The following is a 12,476-nucleotide window of genomic DNA, read 5'->3' on the forward strand; positions in this document are numbered from 1 at the left end:
GTTGGGCCACATGGAACCGATGACAATTTTTGCGATCGCGGGCGGTATCCTGAGCACGCTGATGGTGTACGTGGTGATGAAAGTCAGCCAATTTGGTCAGAACCAGGCGATGTCCGACCAGTTGCTGAAGGTCGAGACGGAACGGGCCACGGCCAAGAAAACGATGCTGGGTTACACCCACTACGCCAAGTGCCTGGAAGCCAGCCGCCAAACCGCCGCCGATGCCTTGAGAAGCCCGGTGGTGATCCTCACGCGCGAGTACACCCAGGTGGAGTTGCTCAACAGGGATACCTACCACCTCCAGGCAGACGTCACTGTGGTCGTCAAATACGCGGTGGAATTTGCCTTTGCGCTGGATGTGAGCCCCGCCGGGCTGGCGTTGAGCGAGCTCGCCAACGGGGTCAGTTTGAAGGTCACCCGGCCCACACTGGCTGGCGAGCCCAAGGTCAAGACCTTGTCCAGCCAGGTGATCGGCCACGCTGATCTGCGCGACAAATCGGGGGTGCTGGCGGACTTGCAGGCCCAGTTTGTGCAGCTGGCCCGAGGCTACGGCACCGCCATGAGCACGGAAGAGGCGGTGCGCAACCTGTGCAAACTGAAGGCGCTGGAGGCGGCCCGAGACGCACTGGCCGCGCAGCCCGGCGTGCGCCACGTGCCCGCGGTGTTTGCGGAGCTGCGTTAGCGCAACTGCCCACGCTTACCCGAGCATCAGCGTGCCCGGGCACTCCAGGTAGCCGCGCAGGCGCTGGATGAACTCGGCAGCGTTCATACCGTCCACCACCCGGTGGTCAAACGATGACGACACATTCATCATCTTGCGTGCCACCACCAGCCCGTTGAGCATCACCGGCCGCTCGACGATGCGGTTGGGGCCGACGATGGCCACCTCGGGGTGGTTGATGACCGGCGTGTGGCTGATGCCTGAGAGCGGCCCCAGACTGGTCAGCGTGATGGTGGAGCCACTGAGCTCGTCGCGCGTGGCGCGGCCAGCGCGCGCGGCCTCGGCCAAGCGGGTGATCTCGGCGGCGCAGGCCCACAAATCCAGGCTTTCGGCGTGGCGGATCACCGGCACCATCAGGCCACCGTCCGTCTGCGTGGCCATGCCCAGGTGCACGGCGGCGTAGCGGGTGATGATGGCCGCGTCGTCGTCATAACGCGCGTTCACCTCGGGATGCTCGCGCACCGCCAGCACCAGCGCGCGGATCAAAAACGGCAGCAGCGTGAGCCGCCCCCGGGTTTTGCCAAACTCGGTGTTGAGCCTTCCGCGCAAGGCTTCCAGCTCGGTCACATCGACTTCTTCGACATAGGTGAAGTGCGGAATGCGGCGTTTGGCCTCCTGCATCTTGTGCGCAATCTTGCGGCGCAGGCCGATGACCGGCAAGGTGTCTTCGGCAGTGCGTTGGGCGTAGCGGGGGTCGGCGCTGGGGGGGCTGAGGAAGCTGACCGCGCTGACGGCGCTCGGGTTGGCGCTGGTCTGCGATGTGGCGGCGTCCAGGTCGGACTGGGTGATGCGCCCAGCCGGGCCGGTGCCGCGCACGGTGGCCAGGTCAACGCCCAGCTCCCAGGCGCGGCGGCGCACAGCTGGCGCGGCGATGGGGCGCTCGCTCACCTTGCCACCGCCCTTGCCCGGCGTGAGAGGGGGTGAGGCCGCAGGCGGGGAGTTGGTAGCACCGTTACGCCCACGATCGTTCAAGGTATCCGCAGGTGCGGGGGCGTCTGGCCTGTCGCTCCCTCTTTCGCTGGGAGAGGGTTGGGGCGAGGGCTGCACAGTTGCCGCGGTGCCACTGACCTTGGCAACGTCTGAGTCGGTTGGTTCTTTACTGTCCCCGGCTGGTTGCCCTTTATCGGTCGGAGCTGCAGCCGTGTCGATATGAATAATCGGTGTGCCCACCGCCACCACCTCACCCACCGCCGCGTCGAGCGACAGCACGGTACCCGCCACATGGGACGGGATTTCCACCGTGGCTTTGTCGGTCATCACGTCGGCCAGGATCTGGTCCTCCAACACGGCTTCGCCCACGCTCACGCGCCAGGCGACAAGCTCCACCTCGGCAATGCCTTCGCCGATGTCGGGCATTTTGATGCTTTGAATCGTCATGGCTCAGGCCTCCATCACACGTTGGAAAGCCGCTGCCAGGCGTGCCGGGCCGGGGAAATACGCCCATTCCTGGGCGTGCGGGTAGGGCGTATCCCAACCGGTGACGCGCTCGATGGGCGCCTCCAGGTGGTAGAAGCAATGCTCCTGAATCAGACTCAAAAGCTCCGCGCCCAGCCCGTTGGTGCGGGTGGCTTCGTGCACGATGACGCAGCGGCCGGTTTTCTTCACCGAAGCCACCAGCGTGTCCAGGTCCAGCGGCCACAGGCTGCGCAGGTCGATGATTTCCGCGTCGATGCCGCTCTCACGTGCGGCGGCCTGTGCGACATAGACCATCGTGCCATAGGCAATCACTGTCAGGGCTTGACCCGGTTGATAGATGGATGCGCTGTCCAGCGGCACGGTGTAATACCCTTCGGGCACGTTGCCCAGCGGGTGTTTGCTCCAGGGCACCACCGGCTGGTCGTGGTGGCCGTCAAACGGGCCGTTGTACAGGCGTTTGGGTTCCAGAAAGATGACAGGGTCGTCGTTTTCAATCGCTGCGATCAGCAGGCCCTTGGCGTCGTACGGGTTGGACGGCATCACCGTGCGTAGGCCGCAGACCTGGGTGAACATGGCCTCGGGGCTTTGGCTATGGGTTTGGCCGCCGTAGATGCCACCGCCGCAGGGCATGCGGATGGTGATCGGGCAGGTGAAATCCCCCGCCGAGCGGTAACGTAAGCGCGCCGCCTCCGAGACGATCTGGTCGGTGGCCGGGTAAACGTAGTCGGCAAACTGGATTTCGACCACCGGACGCAGGCCGTAGGCACCCATGCCCACCGCCGTGCCCACAATGCCGCCTTCGGAAATAGGCGCGTCAAACACGCGCTGGTTGCCGTGTTTTTGCTGCAGGCCCTCGGTGCAGCGGAACACGCCGCCGAAGTAACCCACGTCTTGCCCGTAAACCACCACATTCGGGTCGCGCGCCAGCATCACGTCCATGGCCGAGCGCAGCGCCTGGATCATGGTCATGGGGGATGTGGCCCCCACGTTGGCCGCTTCGCGTACGGCACTGCCTCCCGAGGGGGCGTTCACTGGCTTGAGTCGGTTCTGCGCTGCGTTCATATCGTTGTTGTTCATGATGCCGCTCCCAGTTCGGCGCGCTGGCGGATCAGGTGCGCGGGCATGTCTTTGTAGACGTCTTCAAACATGCTGGCCAGGTCCAGCGCGTGGCTGTCGGCCAGGGTGCCGTACTTCTCGGCTTCTTTTTGCGCCGCCAGAACCTCGGCTTCGACGGCTTTTTGGGTGGTCTCAAACTCGGCCTCGGTCAAGGCGCCCAGCACCATCAGATGTTGCTTCAGGCGCGCGATCGGGTCACCCAGCGGGAAGCGCTGCACATCGCTGGCCGGGCGGTATTTGCTGGGGTCGTCGCTGGTGGAGTGGGGCCCGGCGCGGTAGGTGACCCATTCGATCAGCGTCGGGCCAAAGCTGCTGCGGGCGCGCTCCAGCGCCCATTTTGTGGCGGCAAAACACGCCAGAAAATCGTTGCCATCCACCCGCAGGCTGGCAATGCCGCAGCCTGCACCGCGTGCGGCAAAGGTGGTGCCTTCGCCCCCGGCAATCGCCTGGAAGGTGGAGATAGCCCACTGGTTGTTGACCACGTTGATGATCACCGGGGCGCGGTAGACATGGGCAAAAGTGAGCGCGGTGTGAAAGTCGGCCTCGGCGGTGGCGCCGTCGCCAATCCATGCGCTGGCCACTTTGTCATCGCCTTGGATGGCGCTGGCCATGGCCCAGCCCACGGCCTGAATCACCTGCGTGGCCAGGTTGCCGCTGATCGAGAAAAAGCCCTGTTTCTTGCTGCTGTACATCACCGGCAGCTGGCGGCCTTTCATCGGGTCGCGGCTGTTGCTGTAGAGCTGGCAGATCATGTCCACCATGTTGTTGTCTTCGCGGGTGAGCAGCAGGCCCTGCTGGCGGTAGGTGGGGAAACACATGTCACCTTCCCCAATGGCCAGCGCGTGGGCGCAGGCAATGGCTTCTTCGCCCAGGCACTGCATGTAAAACGACATTTTTTTCTGCCGCTGCGCGATCAGCATGCGCGCGTCAAAGGCGCGGGTGAGCATCATGGCGCGCAGGCCGCGCTTGAGTTGCGCCACATCCATTTGCGGTGCCCAGGGGCCGACGGCGTTGCCATCGTCGTCAAGCACGCGGATCAGCGCAAACGCCAAATCGTTGGTCTGCGCGGCAGCCACATTGACCGGCGGGCGGCGTTTGGCACCGGCAGCGGAGAGGGGAAGGTATGAAAAATCCGTGTCACGGCCGGGTCGCCCGGTGGGCTCTGGCACGTGCAGGTGCAGCGGTTTGCGCTGGGGCATGAGGGTGTCTCCTTGCGGGCTTGTGGTCCGCCACAGAATACGTTGAACGGGCGGCTGGGTGCATCGGGTAAAGCACCTAGCCTGGCTTGGCTGCCCGCGCTACAGGATCACTGGGGCGCGGACGGGCAAACAAGAGCATAGCGGATTGAGGCGGAAATTTCCCCACAACCCGGTGGGCGCACCGCTGCCGATAAGCTATTGATTTTTATCAAAGGAGACCCGCGTGCTAGACACCAACCAGACTCAGGATTTCTCGTCGCTGCTGCCCGGCCAGTCTTCGGAGGCCGGAGCCAGCCGCCGCACTGCTTTGAAAGTGGCGCTGGGCGTGGGTTACGCCGCCACCGCCATGCCCATCATGGCGCAAACCGCCATCCAAACTTCATCAGACGGGCTGCGCGCCGGTGAGGCCGTTTACGACGTGGAAGGGTTTTCGGTGCCGTTTTATTTTGCCGCCCCGGCTGGCAAAACCAACCTGCCGGTGGTGCTGGTGATCCAGGAGATTTTTGGCGTGCATGAATACATTGCCGACACCTGCCGCCGTTTTGCCAAGGCCGGTTATCTGGCCATCGCCCCCGAGATGTTTGCCCGCCAGGGCGACCCCAGCAGCTACACCCAGGTGGCCAAGCTGATGAGTGAGGTGGTGTCCAAGGTGCCTGACGAGCAGGTGATGAAAGACCTGGACGCCGCCGTGGCCTGGGCGGGCGAGAACGGTGGCAACCTGAAAAAAGTGGGCATCACCGGTTTTTGCTGGGGTGGGCGCATCACCTGGCTGTATGCCCAGCAAAGCAAAAACGTCAAGGCGGGGGTGGCCTGGTATGGGCGCCTGGTGGGCACGGCGTCAGAACTCACCCCCAAACATCCGCTGGACCTGGCCGCGCAAATCAAGGCGCCGGTGCTGGGCTTGTACGGCGGACAGGACGGTGGCATTCCGCTCACCACCGTCAACCAGATGAAAGACGCGTTGGCGCAAGCGGCTGCCCAAGGCAACCGGGCCGCCAAGGCCAGTGAATTTGTGGTTTACAAGGACGCGCCGCACGCCTTCCACGCCGACTACCGGCCCAGCTACCGCCAAGCGCCCGCTGAAGACGGCTTTGCGCGGGCGCTGGCCTGGTTCAAGTCACATGGCGTGGCTTGACGACTTTGTGAAAACTTCAAATTGACACACGGCCAGCCCTTCTTGAGGCGGGGCTGACCGGGGCCCAACCACTGTCTGATTACGCAGCCTTCTTCACCCAAGCGCTGCACCAGCCCTTGCTCGCGACCTGGCTGCCGGGGAACAAGGGGCAGCCACCGGCTGCGTCGCCAGCCTTGCCCTGGAACAGGCCGCAGTTGGCGCAGCTGCTGCCAGCGACAAAGGATTTGAACTTGGTTTTGTCGGCGTTGGCTGCGTTATCCACATAGCCCAGCATGGTGGCTTGCGTTCCTTTGGGGTCCACCATGGGCAGGCTGCCTTGGGCGGGTGCCGCAGGCGCGGCCGGCGCGGGCTCGGCGGCGGGTGTGCTTGCCGTCGCTTCCGAGGCGGGCATGGCGGCTGGTTCAGGGGCTGGCGCCGGGGCGGCTGGCGGGGGCGCCACAGGTGCGGGCTCAGGCGCTGGCGCTGGCGCGGGTTTTTCAGAGCAGGCGGCGATCATGGCCAACCCGGCCAACGGAAAGATCTGGATGAAATTCCGACGGGTGGATGTTTTTTGCATGGTGAATTCCTCGGTCGTTGCGGTCATGCCGGATCGGCACAGCGTATTAGCTTACTGCACGCCCGGTCAGTTTTGATGTGCATTTGTTCACATAAGCCATCAGCGAGGCTGCAGAACTGTATCCAAACGTAAAAGCTGGAATAATCCAAAGCATCCTGGCCGTGCCCATGCGGATGGGCAGGTATCTCAGGCAGAACGGCCTGGGTGTGTCAAAAGGGTGCGCATCTGCGTTGCGGTGTCGGTGATGGCGGTGACCAGCGCGTTGCGCAAGGGGTGCGGTGCCGCCACCTCGGGCAGCAGCAGGCTGACCTGAAAGGTGATGGGCACACGCAAGGGCCGCACCAGCAGGTCGGGCCCGGACAGTTCCAGCGCGGTCAAGGGGTTGACGATGGCCACGCCCAAGCCGTGGCGCACCATGGCGCAGACCGCGGCGGCGTTGGCGGTTTCCAGCGCAGTGATGCGTGTCACGCCCGCAGCGGCAAACATCTGGTCAATGGCTTGGCGATAAGGGTCACCGGCCGCGAGGCTGACAAAGCGCTGGCCTTCAAAGTCCTGCGGCGTCAGAACGGGCAGGCGCGCCAGGGCATGGCCGCGCGGCAAGACGGCCACCTCGTTCACCTGCAACAGCTTCTCTAACGTCACGCCGGTGGGCGCCTCGGTGGTTTCGCTCAAACCCAGGTCAAACCGCTGCTCGCTCAGGGCCTGCTCCAGCCAGGGGGACTCCAGCGGCACCACGCTTACCGCTGTCTCGGGCAGGGTTTTCTGAAACGCCATCAGCGCGCGCGGCACCAGCGCCTGGGCCAGCGCGGGCAGGCAGGCCACCCGCAGCCGCCCGGTGGACAAGGTGCGCAGTTCTTGCGCGCGGGCGGCGATCTGCTCCAGCCCGACAAACGAGCGCTCCACCTCCTGCATCAGCGCCAGCGCCCGCACCGTGGGGCGCAGGCGGCCACGCACCCGGTCAAACAGATCGAACCCCAGCAGGTACTCCAGCCTGGCGAGCTCGCGGCTGAGCGTGGGCTGGCTGGAGCCTGTGACCTCGGCGGCGCGGCTCAGGTTGCCGTGCAGCATGATGGCGCGGAAGATGGCCAGCTGGCGGTGGGTGAGGGCGGGGGCTGCGTCGATCATGGTTGCCATCAACGGATGGGGCGGTACGCCAACTGCCGATGGTGTTTCAAGGTGAGCCATACCACGTCCGCTTCAGCGTGCGCGTCCAAGGCGACATGCGCGACATGCTGCGCGACGGCGTCCTCGCGCAAAAACGGCAAGCTTGCCTGCGCTGCCAGCTGCACGATCTGCGCCGTGCGCATGTGTGCCTGGGGCGACCGACTGTTCAAAAACCGGTCTGATCGCGCGCTGACGGGAGACCCGCTCAAGACGCGTTTCTTGTCCCGCAGCTCAGCGTTGAGCTGGTTGCATCGCGGGTGGGTCGTGTCGGCATCTTGCACGGCAAAAAAAGCATGCGCTTTCTCCAGAGGGGTGGCGAAATCTGGTGCTGCGCCAAGTCGGGCATGGGGCGGTCGTGCCATCAGTCCGCCAGCAACGTGTCCAAAGCTGCAGGCGCCATTTTGGATCAGTATTTTTTCAGACGCGCCATCCACCACACCTTGCGCCAATTCAGTCCGACGCGCACGTGCTTCGCTGTTGGGCACAATATCACTGCCACGCAAGTTCATATGAATTTCTTAACACTTACGTTAACGTTTGTTGCGCATTTTAGGTTTGGCTGTTGCTGCCAATGACAGCGTTTTGGCCATCGTCCCACAGGTCAAACGTGACGCGGCATACAAGCATTGTTGGAATTGGTCCATCACCTTGCCCAGCAGGTGGCGCGCACCCGCCAGCATCTGATCAATCTGCAGCAGGCCTTGGCAGGCCCGATGCCGCTGTTGGCCTTCGATGCCGCGACAACCACGGGGACCTGCACATTGCCGAGGAGCTTGAGATCAGAGAAAAAATATTCGTTCAAAACGAATGTGGCTGTTTGACCTACCATCTTTGTTTTTTCAGTCGACCATCGTCTTGGGGTCAATTTGAAGTATGTCTGGGGTGAGTTGACCTCGTTAGCCTTTGGGGAAGCGTTATGAATTTGAACAATTTGGGTATCCGTGCCCGCATCACACTTGGGTTGGTCGTGATCCTGCTGCTGGCCGTGTTCAGCGCTGGCAATTCGCTCTACCGAAACACGTTGGTCAAGTACGAATCAACCGAAGTGGCGACATCGTGGATTCCAGCCATTGAAAACCTGGGGCACATGAAGGGTTTCGTTGCAGACCATTACCTCGCGGTCAGTGATCGCATGGCCGGCCGCGACGCATCCGATGCCACTGCCTTTGCCCAAACATTGCAAAATCTTGAAATGCAGTTGAGCAAGGCGACCGATATTTATGCTGCCACCTTGCTCACCTACAGCGAAGACGATATGGCGCAGGGCGCGGCTGAAAAAGCGCTTTATGCAGACTACCAGGCCAAGCGCGACGCCTATTTCAAAATTGCCCAGGCCGGCCTGTCCGGGGTGGCGACATACGCCGTGGAACCAGACAAACTGGCCGAGGTTCAGCAGGAATTCTCCAGTCAAGTACCTGTGGCATTTCGTGCGGCCTATGCCGCGATGGAAGCCATTGTGAAATTCAATCTGGACGGCACGGCGGACGCGGCGACGACGGTGGTCAATATCATCAGCGCCGCAGAAATTGCGATGATCTTCGTACTGATGGTCATTTTGGTGGTGGGGGGTGTTTTGATCTGGGCGATTCCCCGCAGTGTGATCTTGCCGGTGCAAAACGCCGTGTCACTGGCACAAGACATTTCAGACGGTGATCTCACGCGCATCGTGGTGTCCAACAGCAGGGATGAACTGGGCCAGTTGCTGGCCAACCTGGAAGTCATGCGCGCCAAGCTGGCTGGTGTGGTATTTCAAGTGCGCCAGGGTTCTGAATCGGTCGCCACGGCGAGCGCTGAAATTGCCCACGGCAACAATGATCTGTCCGCACGGACCGAAAGCCAGGCCAGCGCGCTGGAGCAAACGGCGGCCAGTATGGAGCAACTGGGAACGACCGTCCGACAAAATGCCGCATCCGCCAGCCAGGCCAATCAACTGGCCATGAACGCCTCCGACATCGCGAGGAAAGGTGGCGAAGTGGTCGGCCAGGTGGTTGAGACGATGAAGGGCATCAATGAATCGTCGCGCAAGATATCGGACATCATCAGCGTGATTGATGGCATTGCGTTTCAAACCAATATTCTGGCGCTGAATGCCGCGGTCGAAGCGGCCCGTGCGGGGGAGCAAGGACGCGGTTTTGCCGTGGTGGCGTCAGAGGTGCGCGCCCTGGCGAGTCGCAGTGCAGAGGCTGCCAAGGAAATCAAGACACTGATCAATGTCAGCGTCGAGCGTGTTGAGCAAGGGACCAGCCTGGTGGATCAGGCTGGCGTCACGATGCATGAGATGGTGGCATCGATCAGGAGAGTGACCGACATCGTGGGCGAGATCAGTGCCGCCAGCAATGAACAAAGCATGGGTGTGGCTCAGGTTGGCGAGGCGGTGACACAAATGGACAAGGTCACCCAGCAAAATGCGGCGCTGGTGGAAGAGATGGCCGCGGCTGCCAGCAGCCTCAAGGCCCAGGCGCAGGAACTGGTGCAAACGGTGGCCGTGTTCAAACTCGGCATGGGTGACGACGTCACTGCACACCCGCCACCCGCTGCAGCTGTGCGTGCGCACCCCACCGAGCCGGGCGCCTTCAAGGGGGTGGCGCAGCGTGCTGTTGGGGTGTCTAAGGGGTCGGCTGCGCGTGGGCAACCGCCTTTGCGTACGGCACCAAACGCTCCAAAAACTGCAGCGCTGGCTGACCCGACAGACAAAACGTTTTTGGTTAAAGGACCCGCCGAAGGGGAGTGGGAGACTTTCTAGGACCGTTGACGCGCAGGGTTCAGGCCCCAGCGACGGCCAATAGAAAGTCTGGTGTGGATCGCCACGTCCAGACTCCGCTGCCGAGGTCAACGCCGTTATTTGGCGTTGAGTTGGGTCTTTGTATATCGAATGTGAATAAATAACAAAAAAATTCGCTATTGATTGAATAGACAGGTGTTGGCATGATGCCAACATGAACCCATTCAACCCCACCACCCTGGCCACCTTGGCCCCAACCTACGGCACGCCGCTGTGGGTGTACGACGCTCCCACCATTGAGCGGCAAATTGCCGCGCTGCGCGCCTTTGACGTGATTCGCTTCGCCCAGAAGGCCAATTCCAACACCCACATCCTCAGGTTGATGAAGCGCTGCGGGGTGATGGTGGATGCGGTGTCATTGGGCGAGATCGAGCGCGCGCTCGCCGCAGGCTACACACCCGGTGTGCACCACGGCCATGCCGAGATCGTGTTCACCGCTGATCTGCTGGACCGCGCCACCCTGGCGCGCGTGGCCGACTTGGGCGTGCCGGTCAACTGCGGCTCGATCGACATGCTGGACCAGCTCGGCGCGGCCAGCCCCGGCCACCCGGTGTGGCTGCGCATCAACCCCGGCTTTGGCCACGGCCACAGCAACAAGACCAACACCGGCGGCGAACACAGCAAACACGGCATCTGGCACGCTGACCTGCCGCTGGCTTGCGAAGCAGTGCGCGCCAACGGCCTGACGCTGATGGGCCTGCACATGCACATTGGCTCGGGCGTGGACTACACCCACCTGCAAGAGGTGTGCGGCGCCATGGTGGCCTTGGTCAAAACCGTGCAGGAGCAAGGCCTGGACCTGCAGGCCATTTCAGCGGGCGGCGGCTTGTCGATTCCGTACCAGGCGGGTGAGCCGCAGATCGACACCGCGCACTATTTTTCACTTTGGGACGCCGCGCGCCAGCAGATTGCAGCGATGCTGGGCCACGCGGTGGCGCTGGAGATTGAGCCGGGCCGGTACCTGGTGGCCGAATCGGGCGTGCTGGTGACCGAGGTGCGCGCCACCAAAACGATGGGTAGCAACCCGTTTGTGATGGTGGACGCCGGTTTCAGCGACCTGATGCGCCCGAGCATGTACGGCAGTTTTCATGGCATGACGCTGATGCATGCGGATGGGAGCGCGGTAGAAGGCGCGTTGCAGGACACGGTGGTGGGCGGGCCGCTGTGCGAGTCGGGCGATGTGTTCACGCAGGGCGAGGGCGGGGTGGTGTTGAAGCGCCCGTTGCCGGTGGCTTGTGTTGGTGATTTGCTGGTGCTGCACGACACCGGGGCCTATGGCGCCTCAATGTCGTCCAACTACAACACGCGGCCGTTGATTGCGGAGGTGCTGGTTGAGGATGGTCAGGCGAGGTTGATCCGGCGGCGGCAGACGGTGGGTGAGTTGCTGGCGTTGGAGGCTGTTTAGTTTTTTTGTTGCCTCGCGTGAGACATCCGTGGGTGTGGCCCGGGGCGCGGGCTGGGCGGACGCCGAGGCCTCATGACGCTTCGCTTTTTGAAATCGGCCTCGACATCCGCCCAGCCCACGCCCCTGCGGTTGTGGGAGGGGTGGCGGAGAGTTAGCTGATGGGGCAGTCTGGTCTTCCTGGCTGGGCGCCAAGCCCTCACCCCAATCCTCTCCCAGCGGGAGAGGGCGTAAAACTCATGGCGGTGAATTTCATGCTGGGGAGTGCTCGCTGCGTTCAGCGACGCGTGTTGGGTGTCTGACGCAGCGAAATCAAGGAGGAGAAAGTGGCCGCAGGCCGCTTTCGGGGGACATTCGCGGAGTTGGACACCCAATGCGCGTCGCGGGTTAAGGCTGGATGTATCCTGGCTACAGACGACCGATGCGTCCTGCCCAGAGCTATCCAACACAAGTCGCGGGTCAAAGCTGGATAGCAGCTGGCAGCTTCGTCAAAATAGCCTCAATGTTTCATCGGCATATTGCCCCCGCCCAGTGCCGTCACCGGGGCTTGCACCTCCTGTGTGAACTGTTTTTTGGTCTGGGTGTCTTCAAATACCAACGTGATGGGCACCACGTCGCCGCCTTTGAGCTGCTGTTTCAGCTCAATCAGCATGATGTGAAAGCCACCGGGTTTGAGGTCCAGCGTGCTGCCGGGCACGATGTCCAGACCGGGGACCTGGCGCATTTTCATCACGTTGTTGTCCATCACCATCTCGTGGATTTCTACCACTTTGGCCACCGGGGACTGGGCCGCGACCAGGCGGGTGGATTTGTCGGCGCTGAGCTGCATGAAGGCGCCGCTGGCCTGCTGCATCGGCACGGTGCCGCGCACCCAGGGGGCGTGAATGGTGACCTGGGCCTGGGCCAGCGTCGCAGCGGCCAGCAGGCAGAGTGAAAGAGTGAGTTTTTTCATGGTGATGGTTCCAAATTGAATAAAAAAGATGCG

The 12,476-nt window shown here is 62.7% G+C and carries 11 protein-coding genes; 4 read left to right on the top strand and 7 right to left on the bottom strand.

The annotated features are described in order from the left end of the window. Nucleotides 1-19: 19 nt before the first annotated feature. Nucleotides 20-682, top strand: coding sequence for a hypothetical protein (locus LHU53_RS07460; protein ID WP_227331889.1), 663 nt, complete (start codon nt 20-22; stop codon nt 680-682). A gap of 15 nt (nt 683-697) precedes the next feature. Here the strand turns inward: LHU53_RS07460 and LHU53_RS07465 are convergent, their stop codons facing one another. From LHU53_RS07465 to LHU53_RS07475, 3 genes are all read right to left on the bottom strand, one after another. After that, nucleotides 698-2,098: a dihydrolipoamide acetyltransferase family protein gene (locus tag LHU53_RS07465; protein ID WP_227331891.1), complete on the bottom strand. Its 1,401-nt coding sequence runs from the start codon at nt 2,096-2,098 to the stop codon at nt 698-700. A gap of 3 nt (nt 2,099-2,101) precedes the next feature. After that, nucleotides 2,102-3,106 (bottom strand): alpha-ketoacid dehydrogenase subunit beta, encoded by a 1,005-nt coding sequence (locus LHU53_RS07470; protein ID WP_227332088.1) that lies wholly within the window; start codon nt 3,104-3,106, stop codon nt 2,102-2,104. Nucleotides 3,107-3,210: 104 nt separating this feature from the next. Continuing rightward, nucleotides 3,211-4,452, bottom strand: coding sequence for a 3-methyl-2-oxobutanoate dehydrogenase (2-methylpropanoyl-transferring) subunit alpha (locus tag LHU53_RS07475; protein WP_227331892.1), 1,242 nt, complete (start codon nt 4,450-4,452; stop codon nt 3,211-3,213). A gap of 223 nt (nt 4,453-4,675) precedes the next feature. Here LHU53_RS07475 and LHU53_RS07480 point away from each other — a divergent pair, with 223 nt between their 5' ends. Next, nucleotides 4,676-5,587: a dienelactone hydrolase family protein gene (locus tag LHU53_RS07480; protein WP_227331894.1), complete on the top strand. Its 912-nt coding sequence runs from the start codon at nt 4,676-4,678 to the stop codon at nt 5,585-5,587. 79 nt (nt 5,588-5,666) lie between these two features. Here LHU53_RS07480 and LHU53_RS19860 read toward each other — a convergent pair whose 3' ends face one another. The 3 genes from LHU53_RS19860 to LHU53_RS07495 all read right to left on the bottom strand — a co-directional run bounded on the left by LHU53_RS19860 (nt 5,667) and on the right by LHU53_RS07495 (nt 7,669). Then, nucleotides 5,667-6,143: a high-potential iron-sulfur protein gene (locus LHU53_RS19860; RefSeq protein ID WP_370632244.1), complete on the bottom strand. Its 477-nt coding sequence runs from the start codon at nt 6,141-6,143 to the stop codon at nt 5,667-5,669. A 186-nt stretch (nt 6,144-6,329) separates the two neighbouring features. Further along, on the bottom strand, nt 6,330-7,268 hold the full coding sequence (locus tag LHU53_RS07490; RefSeq protein ID WP_227331896.1) for a LysR family transcriptional regulator: 939 nt from the start codon (nt 7,266-7,268) through the stop codon (nt 6,330-6,332). Between the two features lie 8 nt (nt 7,269-7,276). After that, complete coding sequence (locus LHU53_RS07495) at nt 7,277-7,669, bottom strand: hypothetical protein (protein WP_227331897.1); 393 nt, start codon at nt 7,667-7,669, stop codon at nt 7,277-7,279. Between the two features lie 554 nt (nt 7,670-8,223). Between LHU53_RS07495 and LHU53_RS19805 the strand changes: the two genes are divergently transcribed. Continuing rightward, nucleotides 8,224-10,050 carry a methyl-accepting chemotaxis protein gene (locus LHU53_RS19805; RefSeq protein ID WP_304621927.1) on the top strand — a complete coding sequence of 609 codons (1,827 nt, stop codon included), beginning with the start codon at nt 8,224-8,226 and terminating at the stop codon, nt 10,048-10,050. A gap of 193 nt (nt 10,051-10,243) precedes the next feature. After that, nucleotides 10,244-11,494, top strand: coding sequence for a diaminopimelate decarboxylase (lysA, locus tag LHU53_RS07510; protein ID WP_227331898.1), 1,251 nt, complete (start codon nt 10,244-10,246; stop codon nt 11,492-11,494). 496 nt (nt 11,495-11,990) lie between these two features. Here lysA and LHU53_RS07515 read toward each other — a convergent pair whose 3' ends face one another. Further along, nucleotides 11,991-12,443 (bottom strand): copper chaperone PCu(A)C, encoded by a 453-nt coding sequence (locus LHU53_RS07515; protein ID WP_227331900.1) that lies wholly within the window; start codon nt 12,441-12,443, stop codon nt 11,991-11,993. Nucleotides 12,444-12,476 lie beyond the last annotated feature (33 nt).

This window comes from Rhodoferax sp. U2-2l (genome assembly GCF_020594515.1).
Lineage (GTDB): Bacteria > Pseudomonadota > Gammaproteobacteria > Burkholderiales > Burkholderiaceae_C > Rhodoferax.

What these genes read in the sequence shown, in the direction of transcription:
- LHU53_RS19805 (WP_304621927.1), top strand. Translation starts at nt 8,224, where the DNA reads ATGAATTTGAACAATTTGGGTATCCGTGCCCGCATCACACTTGGGTTG.
- LHU53_RS07460 (WP_227331889.1), top strand. Translation starts at nt 20, where the DNA reads ATGACAATTTTTGCGATCGCGGGCGGTATCCTGAGCACGCTGATGGTG.
- LHU53_RS07490 (WP_227331896.1), bottom strand. Translation starts at nt 7,268, where the DNA reads ATGATCGACGCAGCCCCCGCCCTCACCCACCGCCAGCTGGCCATCTTC.
- LHU53_RS07495 (WP_227331897.1), bottom strand. Translation starts at nt 7,669, where the DNA reads ATGGCACGACCGCCCCATGCCCGACTTGGCGCAGCACCAGATTTCGCC.
- LHU53_RS07515 (WP_227331900.1), bottom strand. Translation starts at nt 12,443, where the DNA reads ATGAAAAAACTCACTCTTTCACTCTGCCTGCTGGCCGCTGCGACGCTG.
- lysA (WP_227331898.1), top strand. Translation starts at nt 10,244, where the DNA reads ATGAACCCATTCAACCCCACCACCCTGGCCACCTTGGCCCCAACCTAC.
- LHU53_RS07475 (WP_227331892.1), bottom strand. Translation starts at nt 4,452, where the DNA reads ATGCCCCAGCGCAAACCGCTGCACCTGCACGTGCCAGAGCCCACCGGG.
- LHU53_RS07465 (WP_227331891.1), bottom strand. Translation starts at nt 2,098, where the DNA reads ATGACGATTCAAAGCATCAAAATGCCCGACATCGGCGAAGGCATTGCC.
- LHU53_RS07470 (WP_227332088.1), bottom strand. Translation starts at nt 3,106, where the DNA reads ATGACCATGATCCAGGCGCTGCGCTCGGCCATGGACGTGATGCTGGCG.
- LHU53_RS19860 (WP_370632244.1), bottom strand. Translation starts at nt 6,143, where the DNA reads ATGCAAAAAACATCCACCCGTCGGAATTTCATCCAGATCTTTCCGTTG.